General features: G+C 72.5%; 22 protein-coding genes and 2 pseudogenes. 12 read left to right on the top strand and 12 right to left on the bottom strand.

Going from position 1 to position 25,884, the window contains the following annotated elements:
• Positions 1-6: 6 nt before the first annotated feature.
• Both AB0N14_RS18730 and AB0N14_RS18725 read right to left on the bottom strand, forming a co-directional pair.
• On the bottom strand, positions 7-552 hold the full coding sequence (locus AB0N14_RS18730) for a hypothetical protein (protein ID WP_366026772.1): 546 nt from the start codon (positions 550-552) through the stop codon (positions 7-9).
• A 91-nt stretch (positions 553-643) separates the two neighbouring features.
• Positions 644-1,429 carry an aspartate/glutamate racemase family protein gene (locus tag AB0N14_RS18725; RefSeq protein WP_366026771.1) on the bottom strand — a complete coding sequence of 262 codons (786 nt, stop codon included), beginning with the start codon at positions 1,427-1,429 and terminating at the stop codon, positions 644-646.
• A 56-nt stretch (positions 1,430-1,485) separates the two neighbouring features.
• On the opposite strand from AB0N14_RS18725, the gene AB0N14_RS18720 reads away from it, so the two are divergent.
• Entirely contained in the window at positions 1,486-2,661 is a 1,176-nt protein-coding gene (locus AB0N14_RS18720; RefSeq protein WP_366026770.1) for a glycosyltransferase, read from the top strand.
• 55 nt (positions 2,662-2,716) lie between these two features.
• On the opposite strand, the gene AB0N14_RS18715 is transcribed toward AB0N14_RS18720, so the two are convergent.
• A complete protein-coding gene (locus AB0N14_RS18715; protein ID WP_366026769.1) occupies positions 2,717-3,946 on the bottom strand; it encodes a TerD family protein in 1,230 nt (409 codons plus the stop codon).
• A 281-nt stretch (positions 3,947-4,227) separates the two neighbouring features.
• Between AB0N14_RS18715 and AB0N14_RS18710 the strand changes: the two genes are divergently transcribed.
• The 4 genes from AB0N14_RS18710 to AB0N14_RS18695 all read left to right on the top strand — a co-directional run bounded on the left by AB0N14_RS18710 (position 4,228) and on the right by AB0N14_RS18695 (position 8,981).
• On the top strand, positions 4,228-4,665 hold the full coding sequence (locus tag AB0N14_RS18710) for a DUF6643 family protein (RefSeq protein WP_366026768.1): 438 nt from the start codon (positions 4,228-4,230) through the stop codon (positions 4,663-4,665).
• Positions 4,666-4,711: 46 nt separating this feature from the next.
• On the top strand, positions 4,712-5,539 hold the full coding sequence (locus AB0N14_RS18705; RefSeq protein WP_366026767.1) for an MOSC N-terminal beta barrel domain-containing protein: 828 nt from the start codon (positions 4,712-4,714) through the stop codon (positions 5,537-5,539).
• Between the two features lie 281 nt (positions 5,540-5,820).
• A complete protein-coding gene (locus AB0N14_RS18700; protein ID WP_366026766.1) occupies positions 5,821-6,426 on the top strand; it encodes a hypothetical protein in 606 nt (201 codons plus the stop codon).
• A 116-nt stretch (positions 6,427-6,542) separates the two neighbouring features.
• On the top strand, positions 6,543-8,981 hold the full coding sequence (locus AB0N14_RS18695; RefSeq protein ID WP_366026764.1) for a right-handed parallel beta-helix repeat-containing protein: 2,439 nt from the start codon (positions 6,543-6,545) through the stop codon (positions 8,979-8,981).
• Here the strand turns inward: AB0N14_RS18695 and AB0N14_RS18690 are convergent.
• On the bottom strand, positions 8,951-11,218 hold the full coding sequence (locus tag AB0N14_RS18690) for a hypothetical protein (protein ID WP_366026819.1): 2,268 nt from the start codon (positions 11,216-11,218) through the stop codon (positions 8,951-8,953). The genes AB0N14_RS18695 and AB0N14_RS18690 overlap by 31 nt on opposite strands.
• Positions 11,219-11,602: 384 nt before the next feature.
• Here AB0N14_RS18690 and AB0N14_RS18685 point away from each other — a divergent pair, with 384 nt between their 5' ends.
• Together AB0N14_RS18685 and AB0N14_RS18680 are read left to right on the top strand one after the other, a co-directional pair.
• Positions 11,603-12,433, top strand: coding sequence for a DeoR/GlpR family DNA-binding transcription regulator (locus AB0N14_RS18685; protein ID WP_366026763.1), 831 nt, complete (start codon positions 11,603-11,605; stop codon positions 12,431-12,433).
• A gap of 68 nt (positions 12,434-12,501) precedes the next feature.
• Positions 12,502-13,011, top strand: a complete 510-nt coding sequence (locus AB0N14_RS18680; RefSeq protein ID WP_366026762.1) for an SRPBCC family protein — start codon at positions 12,502-12,504, stop codon at positions 13,009-13,011.
• A 64-nt stretch (positions 13,012-13,075) separates the two neighbouring features.
• Here AB0N14_RS18680 and AB0N14_RS18675 read toward each other — a convergent pair whose 3' ends face one another.
• The gene (locus AB0N14_RS18675) at positions 13,076-14,185 is read right to left on the bottom strand and encodes a PLP-dependent cysteine synthase family protein (RefSeq protein WP_366026818.1); all 1,110 of its coding nucleotides are present in this window, start codon (positions 14,183-14,185) and stop codon (positions 13,076-13,078) included.
• A gap of 418 nt (positions 14,186-14,603) precedes the next feature.
• Between AB0N14_RS18675 and AB0N14_RS18670 the strand changes: the two genes are divergently transcribed.
• On the top strand, positions 14,604-14,927 hold the full coding sequence (locus tag AB0N14_RS18670) for a hypothetical protein (protein WP_366026760.1): 324 nt from the start codon (positions 14,604-14,606) through the stop codon (positions 14,925-14,927).
• 244 nt (positions 14,928-15,171) lie between these two features.
• Positions 15,172-15,699, top strand: a complete 528-nt coding sequence (locus AB0N14_RS18665) for an ATP-binding protein (protein ID WP_366026759.1) — start codon at positions 15,172-15,174, stop codon at positions 15,697-15,699.
• A 78-nt stretch (positions 15,700-15,777) separates the two neighbouring features.
• On the opposite strand, the pseudogene AB0N14_RS18660 reads toward AB0N14_RS18665, so the two are convergent.
• From AB0N14_RS18660 to AB0N14_RS18645, 4 genes and pseudogenes are all read right to left on the bottom strand, one after another.
• A pseudogene (locus AB0N14_RS18660) lies at positions 15,778-15,963 on the bottom strand (ABC transporter ATP-binding protein); the annotation flags it as partial.
• Entirely contained in the window at positions 15,960-16,247 is a 288-nt protein-coding gene (locus tag AB0N14_RS18655; protein WP_366026757.1) for an SHOCT domain-containing protein, read from the bottom strand. The gene AB0N14_RS18655 and the pseudogene AB0N14_RS18660, both read right to left, overlap by 4 nt.
• A gap of 238 nt (positions 16,248-16,485) precedes the next feature.
• On the bottom strand, positions 16,486-17,724 hold the full coding sequence (locus tag AB0N14_RS18650) for an ROK family protein (protein ID WP_366026756.1): 1,239 nt from the start codon (positions 17,722-17,724) through the stop codon (positions 16,486-16,488).
• Entirely contained in the window at positions 17,721-18,410 is a 690-nt protein-coding gene (locus AB0N14_RS18645; RefSeq protein WP_366026755.1) for an alpha-ketoglutarate-dependent dioxygenase AlkB, read from the bottom strand. Before AB0N14_RS18645 ends, AB0N14_RS18650 begins: the two co-directional genes overlap by 4 nt.
• Before the next feature lie 71 nt (positions 18,411-18,481).
• On the opposite strand from AB0N14_RS18645, the gene AB0N14_RS18640 reads away from it, so the two are divergent.
• Positions 18,482-19,624 (top strand): methyltransferase, encoded by a 1,143-nt coding sequence (locus AB0N14_RS18640; RefSeq protein WP_366026754.1) that lies wholly within the window; start codon positions 18,482-18,484, stop codon positions 19,622-19,624.
• A 45-nt stretch (positions 19,625-19,669) separates the two neighbouring features.
• On the opposite strand, the gene AB0N14_RS18635 is transcribed toward AB0N14_RS18640, so the two are convergent.
• A complete protein-coding gene (locus tag AB0N14_RS18635) occupies positions 19,670-20,554 on the bottom strand; it encodes a class II fructose-bisphosphate aldolase (protein ID WP_366026753.1) in 885 nt (294 codons plus the stop codon).
• Positions 20,555-20,566: 12 nt separating this feature from the next.
• Positions 20,567-21,463, bottom strand: a complete 897-nt coding sequence (locus AB0N14_RS18630; protein WP_366026752.1) for a sugar isomerase — start codon at positions 21,461-21,463, stop codon at positions 20,567-20,569.
• A gap of 133 nt (positions 21,464-21,596) precedes the next feature.
• Here AB0N14_RS18630 and AB0N14_RS18625 point away from each other — a divergent pair, with 133 nt between their 5' ends.
• Positions 21,597-22,376 carry a DeoR/GlpR family DNA-binding transcription regulator gene (locus tag AB0N14_RS18625; RefSeq protein ID WP_366026751.1) on the top strand — a complete coding sequence of 260 codons (780 nt, stop codon included), beginning with the start codon at positions 21,597-21,599 and terminating at the stop codon, positions 22,374-22,376.
• Between the two features lie 101 nt (positions 22,377-22,477).
• Positions 22,478-24,313 carry a glycoside hydrolase family 15 protein gene (locus AB0N14_RS18620; RefSeq protein ID WP_366026750.1) on the top strand — a complete coding sequence of 612 codons (1,836 nt, stop codon included), beginning with the start codon at positions 22,478-22,480 and terminating at the stop codon, positions 24,311-24,313.
• A gap of 22 nt (positions 24,314-24,335) precedes the next feature.
• On the opposite strand, the pseudogene AB0N14_RS18615 reads toward AB0N14_RS18620, so the two are convergent.
• Positions 24,336-25,861, bottom strand: a pseudogene (locus AB0N14_RS18615) (alpha-N-arabinofuranosidase).
• Between the last annotated feature and the right edge of the window lie 23 nt (positions 25,862-25,884).

Below are 25,884 nucleotides of genomic sequence, written 5' to 3'. Positions count from 1 at the left end.
CAGCAGTCAGTGCGTGGCGCCGGGAAGCGTCGGATGCAGCCGGGCACGGATGACCTGTACCGCCGTCTCGGCGTTGTCCACGGTGATCGTGAAGGTGTGACCGTCCCACAGGCGCAGGACGAGACCCTCACCACGCCGTACGACGACGGCGGTGCCCTTCTCAGGCCGCCAGCGGTAGCCCCAGCCTCCCCACTGGCGTGGTGTGACGCGGGGCACGAATTCGGCACCGGCGACGTGGGCGAGGGGGATGCGGCGGCGCGGCACACCGATGTGGCCGCAGCGCACCTCGAGGCATTCCTCGTCGACCTTCACGGCGACGTGCACGAACGCGAGCGTACCGAAGAGGACCAGCAGGCCGGCCGCGATACAGCCCACGACCGACATGACGAGCGGGGCGATGCCGGACGTCCAGGCGGAGTCGACGGCCAGTTCGATGCCGAGCGCCATGCAGGCCGCACCGACGAGCGCCGCCAGCCACTGCGCCCGATTGGTCGCCCGCCCTGTCCAGATGTCGGGGTGCGGGGCTTCGTCACCGTGGGGGTGGTCCCTCATGCCACGAGAGTACCCATGTTCCGTAACGGGGGCACCGCATCGTGCGGCATCACCGGTTTAGGCCAAGAGCCGGTTCTGTCGCCCGCGTCGCTCACCGCGCCGGGCTGACCGCCTGCAGGAACCTGCCCTCGGGGTACGTCAGCGCCTCGGCCGGCAGTACAGTCTCCCGACCGCTCAGCAGGACCGTCAGACCGCCCTCGGCGGGAGCCTCCGGCACCGGACCCTCACCGATGCGGCGCAGCGCCTGCGCGGCCACCGCCCCGGCGCTTCCGTGCAGGATGAGCGGCGCCGCGCCGGGCTTCTGCACGGCTTCGCGGATGCGGTCGGCGACCAGTTCGTAGTTGGTGCAGCCGAGCACGACGGTCGTGACATCGTCCGGGGTGAGCGCCGCGGCGGCGGCGATCGCGGCCTCGGTCGCGGAGTCGTCCGCATGGTGCACGGCGTCCGCGAGTCCGGGGCACGGCACCTCGGTGACCGTCACGCCGTTCGCAAACTCCTCGATGAGCCCCCGCTGGTAGGGGCTGCCCGTGGTCGCGGGCGTGGCCCAGATCGCGACAGGTCCGCCCCCTGCGGCGGCCGGCTTGATCGCCGGGACCGTGCCGATGATCGGCAGGTCCGGTTCGAAACGGGCACGCATCTCCGGCAGCGAGTGCACGGACGCGGTGTTGCAGGCGACGATCAGGACATCGGGACCATGGGCGGCGGCGGCCTCCGCGACGGCCAGTGCCCGCTTCGTGATGTCCTCCGGTGTGCGCGGCCCCCACGGCATCCCGTCGGGGTCCCAGGAGAGGACGAGGTCCGCGTCTGGCCGCAGACGGCGTACCGCGGCGGCGGCCGGCAGCAGTCCGATTCCGGAGTCCATGAGCGCGATCTTCACCCGGCAACCATAGACGATGCACCCAACGGACCCCGTGGTGGGGCAGACTGCCACGGGTGAGTGCCGTTGTGTGGATCGCCGTCGCGTCACTGGCAGCCTGGGTGTGGCTGCTGCTCGGCCAGGGCTTCTTCTGGCGTACGGATGTGCGGTTGCCGCCGCGCCGGGAGCCCGAGGAGTGGCCGTCCGTCTGTGTGGTCGTACCGGCGCGGGACGAGGCCGCCGTACTCCCGCACAGTCTCCCCTCGTTGCTCGCGCAGGACTATCCCGGGCGCGCCGAAGTCTTCCTGATCGATGACGGCAGTTCCGACGGCACCGGGGAGCTGGCGCGCGAGCTGGCGGAGCGGCACAGCGGGCTGCCGCTCACCGTGGGCTCCCCCGGCGGGCCTCCTCCGGGCTGGACGGGCAAGCTGTGGGCCGTGCGCCACGGAATCGGACTGGCACGCGCGCGTGCGCCCGAGTATCTGCTCCTGACGGACGCCGACATCGCCCACGCGCCCGACAGCCTGCGGGAGTTGGTGGCGGCCGCGCACACCGGCGGCTTCGACCTCGTCTCCCAGATGGCGCGGCTGCGGGTGGAGAGCGTGTGGGACAGGCTCGTCGTGCCCGCCTTCGTGTACTTCTTCTCGCAGCTGTATCCCTTCCGCCGGATCGCCGTGAAGGGGTCGCGGACGGCGGCCGCGGCGGGCGGCTGCGCGCTGCTGCGGGCCGACGCGGCCGAGCGGGCGCGGATTCCGGACGCCATCCGGCAGGCCGTCATCGACGACGTGGCGCTCGCTCGCGCGGTCAAGAGGAGCGGCGGCCACGTCTGGCTGGGGCTTGCCGACCGGGTCGACAGCGTGCGCCCGTACCCGCGGCTGCACGACCTGTGGCGGATGGTCTCGCGCGGTGCCTACGCCCAGCTCAGGCACAATCCGCTGCTGCTCGTCGGTACGGTGCTCGGACTCACCCTGGTCTATCTGGTGCCGTCCGTCGCGCTGGTCGCCGGGATCGTCAGCGGCGATGTGGCGGCCGTGGTGGTGGGCGGGCTCGCGAAGGCGGTGATGACGGCGACGTACGTGCCCATGCTGCGCTACTACCGTCAGCCGCTGTGGCTCGCTCCGCTGCTGTCGGTCACCGCTTTCCTGTACCTGCTGATGACGGTCGATTCGGCGGTGCAGCACTACCGGGGGCGTGGCGCGGCATGGAAGGGCCGCACGTACGCGCGCCCGGACGCGGTGCCGGACGAGCGCTGAGCGGGCCGGATGGCGATGGCGATGGCGATGGCGATGGCGATGGCGCACGATCCGGTCATTTCCTGCCCGGTGTCCAGTTCATGCCCCATCCGTAGGCCCGGTCGACGGTGCGCTGCGGGCTGACCCCTCGCTCCGGGACGAGATAGCGGGCCTCGCGCTGGACGACCAGGTCGCCGCCGGTGTTCGTGATGAGGGCGAGCGCGCACACGGTGGAGGGCACCGTGCACTCGTCCAGGAAGAACTCGACGGGGGCGCCGTGCTGCGGCTGGAGCGTGACCGTGGCGTGCAGGTCGGCGAAGGAGCGGGCGCCTTCGTAGATGGTCACGAAGACGAGGATGCGCCGGAAGCGGTCCTTGTGGTCGAGGTTGACGGTGAGGTTCTCGCCGGTGTCGAGGGCTCCGGTGCGGTCGTCGCCGTCGAGGTGGATGTACGGCGGCCGGTGCAGCGAGCCGAAGGAGTTGCCGAGCGCCTGGACGACGCCCTTGCTGCCGTCGGACAGCTCGTACAGGGCGCACAGGTCCAGGTCGAGGTCCGCGTGGCGGGGCACCGCCCGGCCCTGTTCGCGGCCCCCGCCGGAGTGCTGCCCGCGCACCTGCCAGTTGAGGTTGACGCGCATCGCTCCGGAGGTGCCGCCCTGTTTGGCCAGCGAGACGGTGGGGGCCTGCTTGGTGAGCGTGACCTTGGTGAGGCGTACCGGGGTGGGAGGTGCCGTCGGCGGGGCGGGGGGCGGAGGCTGGGGCGCGGCGTGCTGCGGCTCGTCCACCGTGATCCCGTAGTCCGTGGCCAGGCCCTCGAGTCCGCTGCTGTAGCCCTGACCGACGGCGCGGAACTTCCAGGCGCCCTGGCGGCGGTAGAACTCCCCCAGCACGAACGCCGTCTCGACGGTGGCGGCGGGGTCGAAGCGCGCGACCTCCGTGCCCTGCCGGGCGTCGAGCACCCGGATGTACAGGCCGGGCACCTGGCCGAACGTGCCGCCGTCGGCCGAGGCGGCGAGCACCACCGTCTCGACCTCGGGCTCCACGCGCGTGAGGTCGACGAGGAGGGTGTCCGTCACCTGTCCGCCCAGGTCCCGCTTGCCCTCGTGGCGCACCGCGCCGGAGGGATGCGCGGGCTGGTTGTAGAAGACGAGGTCTCCGTCCGTACGGACCCTGCCGGAGACCAGCAGCAGCGCCGAGGCGTCCGCGTCGGGCACGCCCGGTCCGGAACGCCGGCCCAGTTCCACGCGCAGCGCCTTGGTCGGCACCTGAAGGTTGGACCCCTTCGCCATCGACATGTCCGCCCCCATCCACCTGTCGCCACGCCGGGACCGGGGCCCGGGCAGCGCCTCGCATCCGTGGGGCCAACCTATTCCCCCGGGGGCCCGGACTCCCACGACCCGCCCCGCGAGACCGCTGCTCAACCGCCGGTAACCCACCCGGAACTCGGCCTTTACACGATCCGGACCCAGTTTGCCGCCCTTTTTTGCCAAGTTCGCTCGCATTGGGGATCCCGCGTCACCCACGGCACGGAAAACAACCCTCTTATCGGTCTCCCCAACCAGCACATCGTGGGCTTAACTTATGTCCCATGACCTCCCCCCGCTCCACCTATGGCGGCGGTTACTACTCCGCGTCGCCCTTCCCGGACACTCCGATCTACGACAAGCTCGTCGCCGAGCGGGGCACCCCGCAGATCGCTCCGATCCGGGTCCCCTCCGCGTACGAGACGCCGGGCAGCAGCCTGCCCGCACTGCCGTCGGCGCTGCCCGCGCTGCCGTCCGGGCCCTCCCATCAGGCCCCGGCTTACGGCTACCCCCAGACACCGCAGCCCGCACCGCTGCAGCAGGCCCCGACCGCGTACATCCCGCAGCAGGCGGGGCCGCGCGGCTACCCGGCCCCGCAGCAGATGCAGCAGCCGCGCCCGATGGCCTCGGGCTACGAGTCGATGCGCCCCGCGGCGCAGCGGCCGGCCCCGGCGCCCTACCAGGACCCGTACAACAACGGGCAGCAGTACCGCGGATACTGATCCGCGGACCGGGTGAGGCCGTCGATGCCGGTGGCACGATGGCCTCATGCCGAATTCAGCGCTGCACTCGATTCACGTCCACCCGGTCAAGGCATTGCGGGGTCAGGCGCCCCACGAGGCCGTGGTGGAGCCATGGGGGCTGGCCGGGGACCGGCGCTGGGCACTGATCGACGACACCGGCAAGGTCGTCACCCAACGCGAGCGCCCGACTCTGGCGCTGGCGGCCGCCGAGCCGCTGCCCGGCGGCGGTGTCCGGGTGTCCGCGGAAGCTCTTGAGCCGCTGACCGTCGCCGTGCCCGATCCCGTCGGCACGACGACCGCGAAGTGGGCGGGAGAGAAGATCGAGACGGTTCCCGCAGGCCCAGAGGCGAGCGAGTGGTTCAGCGCCTTCCTCGGTGAGCGTGTGACCCTCGTCCACCTCGACGATCCGGCCACCCGCCGCCCGATCGACGACCCGCCGTACGGGCGCCCGGGCGAGACCGTGAGCCTGGCGGACGCCTACCCGCTGCTGCTCACCTCGGTCGCCTCTCTGGATGCCCTCAATTCCCTGATCGCACAGGGTGATCACGCCGACGAGGGCCCGCTGCCCATGAACCGGTTCCGGCCGAACCTCGTCGTGGCCGGAACCGACTCCTGGGCCGAGGACGGCTGGAAGCGGATCTCCCTCGGCGAGGTCACGTTCCGGGTCGCCAAGATGTGCGGGCGCTGTGTCGTGACCACCACGGACCAGAGCACCGCCGAGCGCGGCAAGGAGCCGCTGCGCACCCTCGCCCGCCACCGCCGCTTCGGCGGCCGACTCGCCTTCGGGCAGAACCTCGTACCGGAGACGACCGGCCTGGTCCGCGTCGGCGACCCGGTCACGATCCTCGAATAGGGCCCGGCCGGCCGCTCCGGCCGTTTCCCCCGACCGCGCCGAGCCGTTTCCGGCTGCCCGCGCCGCAGTGCGAACAGGATGTTCCGAACCCGGGGCGCGAAAGGCCGCGATGCCACGCACGGGTGGGAACCCGGGCGAGGGCCGCGGTCGTTGAGTCCGCGTGAGAAGTTCGTGAGAGGCGTGCGGGGCGGGAGAGAGGTGATTTCCCTCTCTCTTCCCCGGCCTCGAGAGTGAACGGCCGGGTGCGGGGGTTATCACGGACGCGGAAGGGGGTGCGGCACGTGCGAGCAATCAACGGCCTGTGGCGCTGGCGGCACAATCCGCTGCGCCGCACGACCGACCTGATCGAGGCCTGGGTGGCGCTGGTCGCCCTACTGCTGATCCTCGTCGCCGCGCCCGTCGCCGGGTCGCTGATCGGCTCGGTCGCCCAGGACTCCCTGCAGCGGTCCGTACGGGACCAGCAGCACAGCCGTCACCAGGTGGCGGCCACCGTCGTCAAACAGCTCAACCGCGGATCGCTGGACCCCGATCCGGACTCCTCGACGACCCGGGACGCGCACAGCCGCGTCCTCGCCGACTGGACCGCCCCGGACGGCACCGCGCAGCATGGCACGGTTCTGGCCACCCTGTCCTCCCCGCACCCGGGTGACCGTTTCCCGCTCTGGACCGACGACCACGGCCGAACAACCGCCCGCCCGCTGGACAGCGCCACCGCCACGACGCACGCCGTGCTGGCCGGTTTCGGCGCGGCCGCGATGACCGCGGGACTCATCGAGGGCTGCCGCCGACTGATCGTCTGGCGCCTGGTCCTCCGCCGCTACGCCCGCTGGGACCAGGCGTGGGACAAGGCAGGCCCGGACTGGGGCCGTACCGGCACGGGCAGTTGACGGCGTTCGGCCTCCGGTCACCGGCCGCGTCCCCGCACGCTACGGTTGACCCGCCGGGCCGTCCGGCATCTTCGCGAGAACCCGCGTGAGCAACGAGGTGGGGGCACAGCAGCGCCATGGCACAGGGCACGGTCCAGGTGACGCACACCGGCACATCGCGGTGGCGGCGCCGCACGGGTGAATACGCGTCACTCGCCGCCGCCCTGGAGGCCGCGGGCGACGGGGACGTCCTGACCGTCGCGCCCGGCACCTACCGGGAGAACCTCGTCGTCCAGCGTGCGGTGACGCTGCGCGGGCCCGAGGGCTCCCCCGGCTCGGTGCGCATCGCGCCGGTGGACGGCGTGCCGCTGACCGTACGGGCCTCCGCCGTGGTCCAGGACCTGCACGTCGAGGGGCAGGACGCGGCGGCGCCCGCGCTCCTCGTCGAGGAAGGCACGCCCGAGCTGGTCGACGTGCGGATCATGACGCGGTCCGCGGCCGGCATCGAGGTCCGCGGCAACGCTCGCCCCACGGTGCGGCGCTGCACGGTCGACAACCCGGCCGGCATCGGCATCGCCGTCCTGGACGGCGGTGGCGGAGTGTTCGAGGAGTGCGAGGTGGTGGCGGCGGCCCAGTCCGGCGTCGCCGTGCGCGGCGGAGCGCACCCGCGCCTCGAGCGCTGCCGGGTGCACCACACCTCGGGCGCGGGCCTCTCGGCGACCGGGGAGAACTCCTCGCTGGAGGCGGTCGGTTGCGAGGTCTACGAGGTGAAGGGCTCCGGTGTGCAGATCACCGGGCGGGCCACGGCGCACCTGACGGACTGCGATGTGCACCGCACCACCGCGGACGGGGTCACGATGGACACGGACGCGGTGCTCACCCTGGCCGACTGCCGCATCCACGACATCCCGGAGAACGCGGTCGACCTCAGGTCCCGTTCGGTGCTCACGCTGACCCGCACGACGGTGCGGCAGTTCGGCCGCAACGGCCTGTCGGTGTGGGACCCGGGCACTCGTGTGGACGCCAACCAGTGCGAGATCTTCGACAGCACCGGGGACTACCCGGCGGTGTGGGTCAGCGACGGCGCGACCGCGGTGCTCGACTCCTGCCGGGTGCACGACGTGCCGGACGCCCTGTTCGTCCTCGACCGGGGTTCACGCGTGGACGTCGTGGACAGCGACCTCTCCCAGGTGCGCAACACGGCGGTGTCGGTGAGTGACGGCGCCACCGCTCAGCTGGACGACTGCCGTGTCCGGGAGGCGGCGACGGGCGCCTGGTTCCGGGACCACGGCAGTGGCGGCACGCTGTCCGGCTGCACCATCGACGGCACCCGGACCGGCGTGATCGTCACCAAGGGCGCCGATCCGACCATCGAGCGCTGCACGGTGACCTCGCCGGCGGAGGCGGGCTTCTACGTCTCGGCGGAGGGCCGGGGCAGCTTCCTGAACTGCCGGGTGACGGGCAGCGGCGGCTACGGCTTCCATGTGATCGACGGCTGCCGCGCCACGCTGCGGAAGTGCCGTACGGAGCGGTGTGCGCGCGGGGGCTACGAGTTCGCGGACGGCGGCCCGGGCGCGCCCGGCGGGGGCGGTGCGGTCGTCGAGGACTGCGCCAGCGACGAGAGCGCCGGACTGCGGCCCGCGGTGACCCAGGAGACGGCCGTGCAGACGACGAGCCCGTCGCCCGGTCTGCTGGGCATTCCGAGCCAGCGCACCACCGAGCAGGAGCCACTCGTCACGCCGCTCCCCGAGCAGCCGAGGCCCGCACGCACCTCGCAGGATGTGCTCGGCGAACTCGACGCCCTCGTGGGCCTGGAGAGCGTCAAGCGTGAGGTGCGGGCCCTCACCGACATGATCGAGGTGGGGCGCCGCCGGCAGCAGGCGGGCCTGAAGGCGGCCTCCGTGCGGCGGCATCTGGTGTTCACGGGCTCCCCCGGCACCGGCAAGACGACGGTGGCCCGTCTCTACGGCGAGATCCTGGCCTCGCTCGGCGTCCTGGAGAAGGGCCACCTCGTGGAGGTCTCCCGGGTCGATCTGGTCGGCGAGCACATCGGCTCCACGGCCATCCGCACCCAGGAGGCCTTCGACCGGGCACGCGGCGGAGTGCTGTTCATCGACGAGGCGTACGCGCTGTCGCCGGAGGACTCGGGGCGGGACTTCGGGCGTGAGGCGATCGACACGCTGGTGAAGCTGATGGAGGATCACCGCGAGGCCGTGGTGGTGATCGTCGCGGGCTACACGACGGAGATGGAACGCTTTCTGTCCGTCAACCCCGGTGTCGCCTCGCGGTTCTCGCGGACGATCACCTTCGGCGACTACGGTGCGGAGGAACTGCTGCGGATCGTCGAGCAGCAGGCCGAGGAGCACGAGTACCGGCTCGGACCGGGGACCGCCGAGGCGCTGCTGAAGTACTTCACGGCGATCCCGAAGGGGCCGACGTTCGGCAACGGCCGCACCGCGCGCCAGACCTTCGAGGCGATGGTGGAGCGGCACGCGGGCCGGGTCGCCCAGCTCGCGGACGCCAGCACCGACGACCTGTCCCTGCTCTACCCCGAGGACCTGCCGGAACTGCGCTGAGCGCGCCAGCCTCCCGCAGCGCCCGGCGCCGAGGAGGTGTTCGCCTCCCGCGGCGCCGGCAGCCCGGGTCTGAGGCGCGCCAGCAGTCGCTCGCGCTCCTCGGCGAACGCGGGGCCCGCCTGGTAGTCGCCGTGTCCGCGGATCGGCGCGGGCAGCGGGTGCTCGGGGGTCCGCCCGTAGGCGAGCGGGTCCTTGAGCGGTGGGTGGTCCACCTGCGGGCCGCAGTCGCCGTGCAGCCGGATCGGCCCGCCGATCGGGTCGGTGAGGCGGTACAGATTGCGCCAGCAGTCCACCTCGCGATGCAGGGAGCTGAGCGCGGCCGGGCCGAAGTACGCCGGGAACCAGCGCCCGTAGAGCCGCTCCAGGGGCGAGCCGTACGTCAGGAGGGCCACCCGCCTGCGTACGGAGGGCCCCAGCTGCCGGGCCGCGGCCGCCGCCAGCACGCTGCCCTGGGAGTGCCCGGACAGGACCAGGCGCCCTCCGGTGGAGCTCGTCCAGGTGGCGATGCGCCAGGTCAGGTCGGGCACGGCACGCTCGGCGTAGCAGGGCGGGGCGAAGGGGTGTGCGGCGCGCGGCCAGAACGTGCCGACGTCCCACAGGATGCCGATGGTGCGGCGCGCGGAGGCGTCCTTGTAGGCACGGCGACCCCAGGTGACGAAGAGCAGGAAGCCGATGCCGATCAGCCAGGAGCCGAGGGCCTGGCAGGTCTCGGCGGCGGCCCGGATGACCGGTGGGCTGCCGCGTGCGGCTCCTCCCGGAGTGTCACCGGTGGCGAAGGCCCCCGCCAGGGCGGCGGCGCCCAGGATCAGGGTCATGGCGGAGGTGACGGCGACGACGAGCGGTGCCCGGTCGGTGAGGGCGGCCATCGCCCGCGTGTGCGCGATCCGCAGGGTGCGGGCCGTGTCCCTGGACTCCCCCGGGTACTCCGCCTCGACCGCGACGGTCCCGGCGCGTCGTAGCAGCCGGGTGCGCCAGGCCAGCCGGCCGGCGAGGAGGAGCAGCACGAGCAGCAGCGGCGGGATCGTGGACGCCTGCCAGGTCAGCAGGGCGGGCGGGCCGGTCAGGGTGTGCCCGGTGCCGTCCAGCCAGTCGGCGACCCGCTGGGCCACGCCGCCGGACATCACGCCGCCGAGCGCGCAGGCCAGCAGCGCGACGGCGGGTCCGGCCAGTCCGCGCATCGCGGTGCGTGTGTCGGGGTGGGTGCGGTACAGGACGTGGGCGACGGCACCGAGCGCGATCACCAGGACGCCCTGCGCCAGGGTGAGCGCGCCGAACGCCGCCTCGCCGGGCAGCCGGCCCGGCGAGTGCCAGCCGGGTCGGGACCAGGCGGCGTAGACCATGGTCACGACGAGCAGGGCGAGGGCGCCCGCGGGGAGCCATCGCACCAGGGCCCGGTCGAGATCCTCGTCGAGCCGGTTCTCCGAGCGCCCCCGACGGCACACCACCCACAGCACGACCACCGCGCCCCCGAGGAACACCAGGTGCAGCAGCCAGCCGAGCACTTCCAGCTGGACCGAGCCGTGGCGGCGGTCGTAGCGGGCGGCGCTGCCGCCGAGCGCCGCCGTGACCGTCAGGAAGCCGGCGGCGGTGTGCGCGGCGCGCAGCCGGGCCACAAACCGGCGCCCGTACCAGAACCCGGGGCGGCCGAGCGGGACACGGTGGGACTCGTCGTCGGTCCCGGGATCGCGTGAGATCGGCTGCTGGGACTCGTAGGCGCTCCAGGTGCGGTGCGAGAGGTACCACAGCAGGCAGGTGAGCGCCGTCGGCATCAGCGACGCCAGGGCGAGGCGCCTGCCGGGTCGGCTCCACCAGCCGTGGCCGGAGACGGCGGGCGAGAGGAAGCCGAGCCAGCTGTGGCGCCCGGCGCACGCGCGCGTGCCCGCGCACTGCCAGGCCACCAGGTCCAGGGCCACCTCGCAGGCGGCGGCGACCAGCAGCACGGTCAGGGAGAGCCCGACGAGCCGGACGATCACTCCGTACAGGCGGACGGTCCGCCGCCGGCCGATGGTCGTGGGGCGCATCCAGTGGGCGAGATTGGCGACCATGAACGGCAGCAGCAACAACCACAGGGCGCGAGCGGCGTTCCCGGAGGTCAGGTTGCACCAGACGTACGCCTCGGGCACCGGCTCGTCGCGGTGCCCGCCGGGCCGCCGTTCCGCGTCGGCGTCGTCGGCGCGCCGGTACACCGCGGCCGTCTCGTCACCGGTGATCCTCACCGTGCGCGCATCGCCGAGCATCTCCTCGGGCGTGGTGCCACCGACTCCGTGCACCCTGAGTTCCAGGGCCGGCGCGGAGGGCTCGGCGAAGTCGCCGCACTCCCCCTCGTGTTCCCGTGCACGCTCCACTGTTCCGCTCTTCCGCCGTGCTGCGTACGGTGTGTCCCGAGCAGCGAGAGGATCTCCGCTGCGCCGGCGGCGCACACCTGCCGGCGCGGAATCTCCCCGATACGTGTGACAGCGGCGGGGAGGGCGGACGGATCCCAGGTGACGGGCGATGCCGCCACCTGCGGCGAGGCGTGCGAGGATGGGGCGTCCGCGGTGTCGGCGGCGGGAGAATGACCTCGTCCGAGCCGGTATAGGCGACATGCGGGATGTGATGGGATGAAAGGGGACGGAGCGGACGTGAGCGAGAATCAGAACCTCCTCGCGGAGCAGCGCCGTGCCCTGATCCTGGACGAGGTGCGACGGCGCGGCGGCGTCCGCGTGAACGAGCTGACGCGCAAGCTCGGCGTCTCGGACATGACGGTCCGCCGCGATCTCGACGCGCTCGCCCGCCAGGGCGTGCTAGAGAAGGTGCACGGCGGCGCGGTGCCCGTGGTCGAGGCCAGTACGCACGAACCGGGGTTCGAGGCGAAGTCGGGCCTGGAGCTGACGGCCAAGGAGGACATCGCCCGGGCCGCGGCCGAGCTGGTCACTCCGGGCACGGCGATCGCGCTGTCCGGTGGCACGACGACGTACGCGCTGGCCCAGCACCTGCTCGACGTGCCGGATCTGACCGTCGTCACCAACTCGGTGCGAGTGGCCGACGTCTTCCACGCCGCGCAGCGCACCTCGGGCCAGCGGCAGGGCGCGGCCACGGTCGTCCTCACGGGCGGTGTGCGCACCCCGTCCGACTCGCTGGTGGGCCCCGTCGCCGACCGGGCGATCGCCTCCCTCCACTTCGACGTGCTGTTCCTCGGGGTGCACGGCATATCGCTGGAGGCGGGCCTGTCGACGCCGAACCTGGCGGAGGCCGAGACCAACCGGCAGCTCGTGCAGTCCGCACGGCGTGTGGTCGTGGTCGCCGACCACACCAAGTGGGGCACGGTGGGCCTGAGTTCGTTCGCCGCGCTGGAGGAGGTCGACACGCTGGTGACCGACGCGGGGCTGCCGACGGACGCGCGGATGGAGATCTCGGAGCATCTGCGGCGGCTGGTGGTCGCGGGAGAGTCCGAGGAAGACACAGACAGCTGACACCGCGGCAGCTAAGGTGAAGCGGAGCCGGCTTCCGTTCGCGCACGTCCCGCGAGGAGGTTTCGTCCATGGCACACCGCCTGCGCCCGGTGGGACTCGCGTTCACGCGGACCGCTCCCGTACGGCTCGTGTTCGCCGGGGAGATGACCGCCTCCCCCGAGGTGGTCTTCCGGGCCCTCGCCGACGACGTCCCCGGCTGGAGCGACTGGTTTCCCGCGGTGAGGTCCATAGGTCTCATCGACGAGGGCGTGGGACGCAAGGTGCGTCTCGCCGGCGGCACCCGCTTCCGCGAGACGATCGTCGCGGCCGAGCCCGACGAGCTGTACGCGTACCGGGTCGACGAGGCGACCGTCCCCGGCGTCCACGCCCTGCTCGAGGAGTGGCGGCTCAGCCCCGCCGGCACGGGCACCCGTGTGCAGTGGACGTGGGCGGCCGACGGCAACGCGCTCTTCCGCCTGCTGGTGAGGCTGTCGCGCGGTGCCCTGGCACGGGTGTTCCGCGGCGCGGTGACGGCCCTGGACCGCAGGCTCGCGGGTCAGAGCTCCGAACAGGACGGGCGCCCGGCTCGCGACGCCTGAGGCGCACTCCCCCAACTCGCCGAGCAGGGGGACCCAGCCCCGTCACCGAGGCGCCGGGCCGGGATCAGCCCGGCCAGACCCCCGTCCGCAGCAATGACTCGATCGCCGCCGCGTACGGTGCGACGTCCAGTCCCTGTTCGGCCAGCCACGCGTCCGAGTAGTACTTGTCCAGATAGCGGTCCCCCGGGTCGCACAGCAGGGTGACCACACTGCCCGTGCGCCCGTCGGCCACCATCTCCGCGACGATCTTCAGCGCACCCCACAGGCCCGTGCCGGTCGAGCCGCCCGCCTTGCGGCCGATCGCCCGCTCCAGGGCCCGTACCGCGGCGACTGCGGCCGCGTCCGGGACCTTCATCATCCGGTCGATGGCGCCGGGTACGAAGCTGGGCTCCATCCGGGGCCGGCCGATGCCCTCGATCCGCGAGCCGCGGTCACAGGTGACCTCCGGATCGCCGGTCGTCCACCCCTCGAAGAAGCAGGAGTTCTCCGGGTCGGCGACGCAGACGCGGGTGTCGTACCCCATGTAGTGCACGTACCGCGCGATGGTCGCCGAGGTGCCGCCGGTGCCGGCCGTGGCGACGATCCACGCGGGCTCCGGAAACCGCTCCAACTCCAGCTGGCGGAAGACGGATTCGGCGATGTTGTTGTTGCCGCGCCAGTCCGTGGCCCGTTCCGCGTAGGTGAATTGGTCCATGTAGTGGCCCCCGGTCTCCTCCGCGAGGGCGGCCGAGGCCTCGTACATCGTGCGCGGGTCGTCCACGAAATGGCACCGCCCGCCGTGGAACTCGATCAGGCGGCACTTCTCGGCGCTCGTCGTGCGCGGCATGACCGCGACGAAGGGCACGCCGATGAGCTTCGCGAAGTAGGCCTCCGAGACGGCCGTGGAACCACTGGACGCCTCGATCACCGGGCGGCCCGGCCGGATCCAGCCGTTGCACAGCCCGTACAGGAACAGCGAGCGCGCCAGACGGTGCTTGAGACTGCCCGTGGGGTGGGTCGACTCGTCCTTCAGATACAGGTCGATGCCCCAGTGCTCGGGCAGTGGGAAGCGCAGCAGATGCGTGTCGGCGGAACGGTTGGCGTCGGCCTGGACCTTGCGGACGGCCGCTTTCAGCCAGGCCCGGTACTCGGGGTCACTGCGGTCCACGTCGAGGGTCTCGCCGGGTCGGGTCATCTGGGAGGTACTCACGGCGGGACTCCTTACCGGGGCGTGCCGATGTCCGGATCACTCGGTCGGACCTCTGCATCATAGGCACCTTTCACATGCCTTCTCACCTGCATAAACGCATCTTTGAGCCACTCAAAGGCGCACCTGGGAAGGGAGCGGGGAACAGGCGCAAATCCGTGGGGCGCATCCGCGCGAGTGCGCCGGCCGGCCGCCGCCGCCTCGGTATGCGCACTGGTGCGACGCGCCGGCCCGGGGCAGACTGCACCGCGGGACGGGAGCCGGTGCGGCGGGCTCCGCCCGGAGGACCCGTCCGAGCCGGGGATGCACACTGGATCACGACCGAACTCTCGATCGAGGCCGTGGGACCGCGCCGCCGGGCGGGATCCGCAGCGGGCCCAGCCGAACGCACAAGGGGGCGGACATCATGGCGGAGCCGGAGTTCACGGCCACGGGTGTGCGGATCGGGAGGGGGCTGCGGTCGCTCACCCGGGCCGGGCAGGTCCGGATCAGCGACGGCAGGCTGCGACTGCTCACCAGTTACGGCAGCGAGATCGACAGCGCGCCGGTGCAGGCGGTGTGTGCGTCCCAGCCCTGGTTCGCGCCCGAGGACCGGGCGCTGGCCGATCTGAACGGCACCCGCTATTCACTGACCCTCGGTGATCACGACCCGGAACCGGGGCAGCCGGGGCCGCCGTCGGCGCGGCGGTTCATCGAGGCGGTCCGCAAGGCGGCAGGTCGCGGCGGCTGAGCGCGGCGTGAGTTGCGGCGCGGCGTGCCCTGCGTCACTCTGGTCTCACATCACTCTCGGTTTACCGGCGATTACGCTGAAGAACCAGCCGCCGGTCACGACAGCGGGCGGCCGCCGTACGAAGCCGTTCCGCACCAGGCGGCCGGAGTACTCAGCCGCACAGCAGGCGGCGTGCACACCCGGCCACCCTGCTGGATCCGATCTCCGTGTCTTCTTCCGGACCTCAATTCGGGGAGTCGCAGCCGTGATCAGCCAGCCAAGCAGGCACTGCACGGTGGAGCTCCAAGCCCTGCCGTCGCGGATCGGCCAGGTCCGCAGAATCGTATCGGCGCAGTTGCGCTACTGGCATCTCGATTCCTTGATCGACCGGGCCGCGCTCGGTGTGACGGAGCTGTTGACCAACGTCCACCTGCATGCCCAGCCCGACAAGACGTGCACCGTGGAGATGGAGTTGCTGCTCGACCGGCTCACCGTCTCGGTGCACGACCACGATCCGCGCCTGCCGGAGTTGCGCGCGCCGGATCCCTCCGCCACCAGCGGACGCGGTCTGGCGATGGTCGCCGCTGTGGCCGCCAGTTGGGGGGCGCGTCCGGACGGCGAGTCGGGGAAGGTCGTCTGGTTCACGCTTCCCGCGCCGTCGGCGGCGCCGGACGGTCCGGTGCGCAGCCGTACGCCGTACGAACGGGCTCTCGAAGTGCCCGCCCGCGGGCCGGTGGCGGTCGACGAGCACACGACCCGACATGCTCCCGCCCGGTCCGCCGTTGCCGGCTGACCGGGCGGTGACCCTCCTTCCGGTGCGCGCCGGACGGGTCGTTCCATGGGGATGGCCCGCAGGACGTCAAGGCGGGCCGCCCGCCGAGCAGTGCGGCAGCGTGGACTCGCCGGACGCCGAGGGGCCCGTGACCGAGGCGAAACGGCCGGCCGGGAAGCCGGAACTCACCTCGTCCGGGGCCCGCACAGCGGTGTCGCCGCCGGCGCGCACCTTGACGGCGTCATCGACCCGGGCGGCCGTCCGCGTGCCGGTCACCGCGGTCATGCGTAACCGCCCTTGCCCGTGCGGCCGAACTGCTCGTCCAGGACGGACAGGCGGCGCCAGTACTCGTCCTCGTCGATCTCGCCGGAGGCGAAGCGGCGGCCGAGCACCGCGACCGGCGAGTCGCCGGCGGGGCGGCCTTCCATCGGGCGCCAGGGGCCGCCGCGACCGCGCCAGGCGGTGCGGCGCAGGACGGTGACGGCGCCTACGACGACGGCCGCCCAGATCAGCGGGAAGAACGGGATCCACGGGCCGGGGCCGCCGTCCCAGTGAGCCAGGGTCTGCACCGTGAGGTCATCTCCCTCGGTGGGTTGTCGGGTGATGCCTAGAGACTGGCTCCCGGAGGGGGTCCGGGTCGTCGTACGGCCGGCGGCAGTGTGCATACCTCCCGGGGAGTAGGCGGGCGGGCGAGTGCTGCTCCTTGCAGAGGCGGCCCATGTCGGCACCTGGACCGGGTGAGCTGCCGTGGGGACGGCGGTGGTGAGCCGAATCAACCTTCTGCTCGGTCCGGCGCCTGAAGCCGCGTCAGGTGAGGGCCACCAGTGGATCGTCCAGTACCGGCTGCCACGCCAGCTCCGCCGCTCCGACCAGGCTGTTGTGGTCGAGTGTGCAGGCGAGGACCGGGACTTGGCCGCTGCGGCCCCACAGGCTGCGGTCGGCGACGACGGCGCGCAGCCGCTCGGGGTCGGCGTCGAGCAGGGTGCGGTGCAGCCCGCCGAGGATGATGCGGTCCGGGTTGAGGATGTTGACCAGGCCGGCGAGGCCGAGGCCGAGCCGGTCGATCAGCAGCTCGACGGCGCCGCGGACGGCCGGGTCGGTGGCGTACGCGGTGCGGATGAGGTCGTTGGCCTGCTGAAGCTGTGAGACCTCGGGACCGGCCTGGCGCCCGGCCGCCGCCAGGAAGGCCAGCGGGTCCGCCTCCACGTCGAGGCAGCCACGGCTGCCGCAGTGGCAGGGGCGGCCCTCCGGGTTCACGGTGAGGTGGCCGACCTCGAGCGCCAGACCCGAACTGCCCGTGTGCAGCCGTCCGTCGAGCACCAGCGCACCGCCCACGCCCCGGTGCCCGGTGGCCACGCACAGCAGGTCCCTGGAGCCGCGGCCCGCGCCGTGCCGGTGCTCGGCGAGCGCGGCCAGGTTGATGTCGTTGGCGGCGAAGGCGGGCCCGGTGATGCCGGCGGCGCGCACCCGCTCGGCGAAGATCTCCCGTACGGGCGCTCCCGCAGGCCAGGCGAGGTGCAGCGGGTTGAGCGCCAGGCCCTCGGGTTCGGCGACCGCGGACGGCACGGCGAGCCCGGCGCCCACACAGCGCCGCCCGGTCTCGCGCAGCAGTTCGGCACCCGCTTCGACGACCGAGCCGAGCACCTTGGCCGGGTCGGCGTCGACGGTCTCGCAGCCGGGGGCGGTCGCGACGATGCGGCCGCCGAGGCCGACGAGCGCGGCCCGGAAGCCGTCGGCGTGCACCTGGGCGGCGAGCGCGACGGGTCCGTCCTCGGCGATCTCCAGCCGGTGCGAGGGCCGGCCCTGCGTCCCGGCGGCGGCCCCCGGGTGGGCGTCGACGCGGATCAGGCCGAGCGCCTCCAGTTCGGCGGCCACCGCTCCGGCGGTCGCCCGGGTGACGCCCAGCTCGATGGTGAGCACGGCGCGCGTCGGCGCACGGCCGGTGTGCACCAGCTCCAGCGCGGGTCCGAGCGCGCCGCGCCCGCGGTCCAGCCGTGTCCGTGTGTTCCCTTCCCCTACCGCCCGGGGGCCCGCCTTACCGCTCATGAGGGCGAGTCTCCCATGATCCGCTCCGGGTCCCGGCCGAAGCCGCTGACCCTGAGTGTGATGTTCAACCGGCCCGTCAGCCCCAACGCGGGCGGCGCGGTCCCCGGCCGCACCTTCGGCACCCCGTGGTAGGCGAGCCGCGCCGGGCCGCCGAAGACGAACAGGTCCCCGCTGCGCAGCTCCACGTCCGTGTAAGGGCGCGCCCGGGTCTCGGTGTTGCCGAAACGGAAGACGCAGGTGTCACCGAGACTCAGCGACACCACGGGCGCGTCGGACTTCTCGTCGCTGTCGCGGTGCATCCCCATACGGGCGTCCGCGTCATAGAAGTTGATCAGGGCGATGTCGTACGGCTCCGACGCCACCGCCCCCGGGCCCAAGGCGGCCTCGACCGCGTCGCGGCCCAGTGCGGCGAGCCAGTCCGGGAGCGGCTTCACGGGGGCGCCGTCGCCGTCGACGACCGTGCGGGCGTACCCGTAGGGATACCAGTGCCGGCCGAGGCAGACCTGCCGTGAGGTCATCGTGCCCCCGCCGGGCGTGCGCACGGTCCGCAGTCCGGCCGGCGGGCGGGCCCACTCCCGGCAGGCGTCCACGAGCCGCAGCTGACGGTCCGCGTCGAGCCAGTCGGGCACATGGACCGCGCCGGGGGCGATCTGTGCGCGGCTCCGCGGGAACAGCTCGGCGTCCATGGCTCCATCATCACGTATCCGGCCCACCGGGGACGGGGCCCCACCTGCGGCTCGGCTAGCCTGGACGCACCATGAACGACCGATTGACCACGCCGTGGGGCGAGTGCGCGCTGGCCCGCTTCCCGGAGGACCCCCGCGACCGGCTGCGCGCCTGGGACGCCTCCGACGCGTATCTGCTGCGGCACCTAGCGGCGAGCGGCACCCCGCTCGACGGTGCGGTCGTGGTCGTCGGCGACCGGTGGGGTGCGCTCACCACGGCTCTCGCGGCGCACCGTCCGACACAGATCACCGACTCGTTCCTGGTGCAGGAGGCGACCCGCGCGAACCTCGCACGCAACGGCGTCGACCCGGGCGCCGTCCGGCTGCTCAGCACTCGGGACGACCCGCCGTCCCGTGTCGACGTGCTCCTGATCCGCGTCCCGAAGAGCCTCGCGCTGCTGGAGGACCAGCTGCACCGGCTGGCGCCCGGAGTGCACGAGGGCACGGTGGTGATCGGCACCGGCATGGTCAAGGAGATCCACACCTCGACGCTGCAGCTGATCGAGCGCGTCTTCGGGCCGACCCGTACCTCGCTCGCCGAGCAGAAGGCCCGGCTGATCTTCTGCACCCCCGCCCCGGACCTCGAACGGGGCAGCAACCCGTGGCCGTACCGCTACCGACTCCCGGACGGCATCGGCCCGTTGTCCGGCCGGACCGTCACCAACCACGCGGGCGTCTTCTGCGCCGACCGACTCGACATCGGCACCCGTTTCTTCCTCCAGCACCTTCCGCGCGGCCGGGGCGCCGAGCGGATCGTGGACCTCGGCTGCGGCAACGGCATCGTGGGGCTGGCGGCCGCGCTGGCCGACCCCGAGGCCGAGGTGCTGTTCACCGACGAGTCGTACCAGGCGGTGGCCTCGGCGGAGGCGACCTACCGGGACAACGTCCGGGGGCGGGCGGAGTTCCGGGTCGGTGACGGTCTGTCCGGGGTGCCCGCCGCCAGCGTCGACCTGGTGCTCAACAACCCGCCGTTCCACTCCCACCAGGCGACGACGGACGCCACCGCCTGGCGCATGTTCACCGGCGCGCGGCGCGCCCTGCGGCCGGGCGGCGAGCTGTGGGTGATCGGGAACCGTCATCTGGGCTACCACGTGAAACTGCGCCGCCTCTTCGGCAACAGCGAACTGGTCGCGAGCGACCCCAAGTTCGTCGTGCTGAAGGCGGTGAAGAAGTAGCCGAACCCGCGACCGTTCCCCGCGTGGAGCGTGCCGGGGGGACGCCTACGGGCGCGGGGGCTCCGATGCGGGTGTGCCGCCGTCCCGCAGCACGGTCACGAGCCGGGTCACGGTCCGGGCCATCGCCTCCCGTCCCACGCCGAGGTAGCCGCGCGAGTCGACCGCCTCGGGCCGCCCGGCGAGGAACTCCCGGATGGCTCCGGTCATCGCGACGTTCAGGGCGGTGCCGATGTTGACCTTCGCGATGCCGCCCGCGACGGCCGCGGTCAGTTCGTGGTCCGGCAGTCCGGACGAGCCGTGCAGCACGAGCGGTACGTCGAGGGCGGCACTGAGCCGTTCGATCAGGGCGTGGTCGAGTGCGGCCGTGCGCGTGGTCATCGCGTGCGTGCTGCCGACGGCGACGGCCAGGGCGTCGACACCGGTGTCCGCCACGAAGGCGGCGGCCTCGGCAGGGTCGGTGCGGGCACCGGGTGTGTGCGGGCCGGGCGGCGGTTCGCCGTTCTTGCCGCCCACCTGCCCCAACTCCGCCTCGATCCACAGCCCTTGGGCATGCACCCAGTCGGCGGCGGCGCGGGTCGCGGTGAGGTTCTCCTGGTACGGCAGCCGGGCCGCGTCGTACATCACGGAGCCGAACCCGGCGCCGGGTGCCTGGCGGAGCAGGTCGTCGCTGTGGACGTGGTCGAGGTGGAGGGCGACGGGCACGGCGGCACGCGCGGCGGCCGCGGCGGCGGCGCGAGCGAGCGGGAGAAGCCGCCCGTAGCGATACTTGACGGCGTTCTCGCTGACCTGGAGCACGACGGGGGCGCCCGCGGCCTCGGCGCCCGCGATCACGGCCTCGATGTGCTCGAGGGTGATGACGTTGAACGCGGCGACGGCACCGCCCGCCGCCGCGGCGGCGGCGATCAGCTCACCGGTGGGGGCGAGGGGCACGGCTCCTCCTTCTCACCGGGCGCGGGAATCGGGTGCGAGGATCACCGAGCGGGTCAGATGGCGCGGCCGGTCGGGATCGAGTCGGCGGGCGGCGGCGAGGGCGACGGCGAGCCGCTGGACGCGGACGAGTTCGGCGAGCGGGTCGAGGCCGCCGGCCACCCATAGCCCGCCCGCCTCCCGGACCTGTGCGGCCAGTTGGTCGGGTGCCTCGCCGAGCATCCAGGTCGCGGTGGTGTGGGTGGTGATGCTGATGGGGCCGTGCCGGTACTCCATCGCCGGGTATGCCTCCGTCCACGCCTGCGCGGCCTCGCGCAGTTTCAGCGCGGCCTCGTGGGCGAGCCCGACGGTCCAGCCGCGCCCCAGGAAGGTGAACTGCGTGCGCTGGACCAGCCCTTCGGGCAGCGGGGACTTCAGGGCGGTGCGGGCGTCGGCGACCACGGCGTCCGAGTGCAGGCCGAGATGGGCGCGGAGAAGGGTGACGGCGGTGGTGGCGAACCGGGTCTGGACGACGGACCGTTCGTCGGCGAAGCCGAGCTCCACCACCTCGTCGGCGCACTCCGTCACGGGCGTGAGCGCATCGGCGGTGATCGCGGTGGTCCGCACCTGCCCGCGGAGCCGGCCGAGGAGGTCGAGGACCTCGGTGGTGGTGCCGGACCGGGTGAGGGCGACGACCCGGTCGTAGGCCCGGCCGCGGGGGAACTCGGAGGCGGCGAAGGCGTCCGTCTCGCCCTGCCCGGACCGCTCGCGCAGCGCGGCGGCGGCCTGCGCCATGAAGAAGGAGGTCCCGCACCCGACGATCGCCACCCGCTCCCCCGCCGCCGGCAGCGCGTCCTTGTGACCCTGCGCGCTCTCGGCGGCGCGCGTCCAGCACTCGGGCTGGCTGGTCAGCTCCTGCTCGACGTACGTCATGCCGCACCCTCCCAGCGATGCCAGTGATGCTTGTTGTTGCACGATAGAGCGAGCTTTCGAGCACGATCAAGCATGGTGACGGAAGTGCGGTGCGCTAGGGTCACCCGCAAGGTCAAGGAAACGGAGAGTGGGGATGTCCCGCGACGCCCGCTGGAAGGCGCTGCTGGAGCTGCTCGTCGAGCGGGCCCGGCTGGAGGTCGAGGAGGCGGCGGCCGAGCTCGGGGTGTCGGCCGCGACGATCCGCCGCGACTTCGACCAGCTCGCGGAGCAGCAGATGCTGGTGCGCACCCGGGGCGGCGCGGTGGTGCACGGGGTCTCCTACGAACTGCCGCTGCGCTACAAGACCGCCCGCCGCGCCTCGGAGAAGCAGCGCATCGCACAGGCGGTGGCCGGTCTGATCACGCCCGGCGAGGCGGTGGGTCTCACCGGCGGCACCACCACCACCGAGGTGGCGCGGGCGCTTGCCGTGCGCGGCGACCTGGCGTCGGGCTCGCCCGCGCTGACGATCGTCACCAACGCGCTGAACATCGCCAACGAGCTGGCCGTGCGCCCCCAGTTCAAGATCGTGGTCACGGGCGGGGTCGCGCGACCGCACTCGTACGAGCTGATCGGTCCGCTCGCGGACGGCGTACTCGGCCAGATCACCCTGGACGTGGCCGTGCTCGGCGTCGTGGCCCTGGACGTCACGCACGGCGCGGCGGCGCACGACGAGGCGGAGGCCGCGATCAACCGTGTGCTGTGCGAGCGCGCCGCGCGCGTGGTCGTCGCGGCGGACTCCAGCAAGCTGGGGCAGCGCGCGTTCGCGCGGATCTGCGCGGTGGAGGCGGTGGACACCCTGGTCACGGACACGGCGGCCGGGGCGGACACGGTGCGGCGGTTCGAGGAGGCGGGCGTCCGGGTGATCACGGTCTGACGACCGGCGGCCGGGGGCGGATCCGCTCCCCGTGCCGCCCCGTCGCCTTGCGCCTACTCTGGGACCTGCGGTGCGCGTACCCGGTGGTCAGGGAGGCTGCGATGGCCGAAACGCCGAGCGAGCAGTACGGGCCCGGGCGCTCCCGGTACCTGCCGATCGCCGACCACGGTCTGATCGGTGACATGCGCACTGTCGCGCTGGTGGGGAGCAACGGCACCATCGACTGGTACTGCTGCCCCTCCTTCGACTGCCCGAGCGTCTTCGGCGCGATCCTGGACGCCGAGCGGGGCGGGTGCTTCGAACTCGCCGCGACCGTGCCGGGCCGCACGAAGCAGTTCTACTTCCCCGACACCAACGTCCTGATCACCCGGTTCTTCACCGAGGACGGCGTCGGTGAGGTGCAGGACTTCATGCCCGTCGGAGCGGCGTCCGTCGAGACCGAACGCCACCGGCTGATCCGGAGGGTCCTGTGCGTGCGGGGCTCCCTGCCCTTCCGGGTACGGGTGGCTCCACGGTTCGACTACGGCAGGCAGCCGCACACCCTGCGGCTGCTCGGTGACGTGGCGGTCTTCGAGTCCGCCGACCTGTCGCTGGCCCTGACCGCCACCGTCCCCCTGGAAGGCGACGACCGGGACGTGTGGGCGGACTTCAAACTCGCCGAGGGCGAGTCGGCGGTCTTCGCGCTGGACCAGGTCGGTGAACACGTGGCGCCGCGCATGTGCGCACGCGTCGAGGCCGAGAAACAGTTCGCCGCCACGGTGGAGTACTGGCGGCGCTGGCTGCACCAGTCCCGCTACCGCGGTCGCTGGCGGGAGATGGTGCACCGCTCCGCCCTCACCCTGAAGCTGCTCACCTACGCCCCGACCGGCGCGATCCTTGCCGCGCCGACGACCAGCCTGCCCGAGCAGCTCGGCGGCGAACGCAACTGGGACTACCGCTACGTGTGGGTGCGCGACGCGGCCTTCTGCGTCTACGCCATGTTGCGGCTTGGGTTCACCAGCGAGGCCGAGGCGTTCATGAAGTTCGTGAACCGGCACATCACACCCGGGGACGGCGGACCGTCCGGCCCCCTGCAGATCATGTACGGCATCGACGGCCGCACCGACCTGCCGGAGTACGAATTCGACCACCTCGAGGGCCATCAGGGCTCCGCACCGGTCCGGGTCGGCAACGCGGCCGCCGACCAGCTCCAGCTCGACATCTACGGCGCCCTGATCGACTCCATCTATCTCTACGACAAGTGGGCGCAGCCCATCTCCAGCGACCAGTGGGACCAGGTCTGCGCGCTGGTGGACTGGGTCTGTGACCACTGGGACCAGCCGGACGAGGGCATCTGGGAGACCCGGGGCGGCCGCAAGAAGTTCCTGTACTCGCGGCTGATGTGCTGGGTGGCGATCGAACGGGCCGTCCGGATGGCCCGCCGCCGCGGCCTGCCCGCCGACATGGTGCGCTGGCTGCAGTGCCGCGACACCATCTACCGGCGGATCATGCAGCGCGGCTGGTCCGTCAAGCGCCAGGCCTTCGTCCAGCACGAGGACAGCGACGTGCTGGACGCGTCCGTGCTGATGATGCCGCTGGCCAAGTTCATCGCGCCCACCGACCCCAAGTGGCTGTCCACACTGGACGCACTCACCCAGGACCTGGTCTCCGACTCCCTGGTCTACCGCTACGACCCACAGGCCAGCCCCGACGGCCTGCGGGGCGACGAGGGCACGTTCTCCATCTGCTCCTTCTGGTACGTCGAGGCGCTGGTCCGCGCCGGACGGCTGGACGAGGCACGGCTGGCGTTCGAGAAGATGCTCACCTACGCCAACCATCTGGGCCTGTACGCGGAGGAGATCAGCCACACCGGCGAGCAACAGGGCAACTTCCCGCAGGCGTTCACGCACTTCGCCCTGATCAGCGCGGCGTTCAATCTCGACCGGGCGCTGGGGTGAGGCGGAGCAGTGTGCCGTTCCTTCAGCTCTGCGTGCGCGTCAGACGGATCATGTTCCAGGACAGGGGCTCCAGTTCGGAACGCAGGACCCCGTCCTTGACGAGGGTGCCGGTGGCCGGGTGCGGTGTCACCCGGTCGGGGTGGTCCACGGTGTTGCGGGCGTCGGGGTCGGCGTCGGACAGCACCAGGTGCTCGTCGACGGTGTGCGCGTCGCCGCCGCGCAGGCCGACCTCCAGCGGCAGCGCCTCGGTCTGGCTCCGGTTGACGGCGAACACGGTGACGGTGCCGGTCTCGTCGTCGGTCACGGCGGTGGCGTGCAGCAGGGGCACATCGCCGAACCGGGCCGTGGGGTACGTGGGGCTGTCCACCTCGACGCGCAGTACCCGGCCGCGGCCGTACCGCGATGCGTGGGCGAAGGGGAAGAAGGTGTTCTGCCGCCAGGCGGGCCCGCCCGGCTCGGTCATGATCGGCGCGATGACGTTGACGAGCTGGGCGAGTGAGGCGGCGGTGACCCGGTCGGCGTGCCGCAGCAGGGCGATCAGCAGCGAGCCGAGGACCACGGCGTCGGTGACGGTGTAGACGTCCTCCAGCAGGCGGGGCGCCTGCTGCCAGTCCTCCACGGTGTGCGGATTGGGCCGACTCCGGTACCAGACGTTCCACTCGTCGAAGGCAAGCTTGATGCGCTTGGTCGCCTTCAGCCTGGCGCGGACGTGGTCGCAGGTGGCCACGACCGACTCGATGAAGTGCTCCATGTCGACCGCGGAGGCGAGGAAGGAGTCCCGGTCGCCGTCGGTCTCCTCGTAGTAGGCGTGCAGCGAGACGTGGTCGACCAGGTCGTACGCGGCCTCAAGGACGGTCGCCTCCCAGGCGGCGAAGGTGGACATCCCGGAGCCCGAGCTGCCGCACGCGACCAGTTCCAGGTCCGGCTCGATCATCCTCATGGCGCGGGCGGTCTCGGCGGCGAGCCGCCCGTACTCCTCGGCCGTCTTGTGGCCGATCTGCCCGGGGCCGTCCATCTCGTCGCCCAGGCACCACATCTTGATGCCGTACGGCTCCTCGCCGCCGTGGGCGATGCGCAGGTCGGACAGTTCGGTGCCGCCCGGGTGGTTGCAGTACTCCAGCAGCCGTACCGCGTCCTCCACGCCGCGGGTGCCGAGGTTGACGGCCATCATGTGCTCCGTGCCGGTCTTGTGGCAGAAGTCCATGAACTCGCCGAGGCCGAACTCGTTGGTCTCGGTGGTCTTCCAGGCGAGGTCGAGACGCACCGGCCGCTCCTCGCGCGGTCCGACGGTGTCCTCCCAGCGGTAGCCGGAGACGAAGTTGCCGCCCGGGTAGCGCACGGTGGTGACGCCCGGCTCCCGGATCAGCGCGAGCACGTCCTGACGCAGGCCGGCGGCGTCGGCGGCGGGGTGGCCCGGTTCGTACAGACCGCTGTGGACGCAGCGGCCCAGGTGTTCCACGAACGATCCGTACAGGCGGGGATGGACGCGGTTCCGATCCCGAAGGCCGAGTCGAGGGTGAAGCGTGCGGGGGTGGCGGGGGCGGACATGGCTGCCCTTCAAGTGGAGTGTA

The sequence above is a fragment of the Streptomyces sp. NPDC051104 genome (genome assembly GCF_040682835.1).
In the GTDB taxonomy this organism is placed as follows: domain Bacteria; phylum Actinomycetota; class Actinomycetes; order Streptomycetales; family Streptomycetaceae; genus Streptomyces; species Streptomyces cynarae.
The sequence above is the reverse complement of the archived record's forward strand: the minus strand, read 5'-3'. Positions and strand labels throughout refer to the sequence as shown.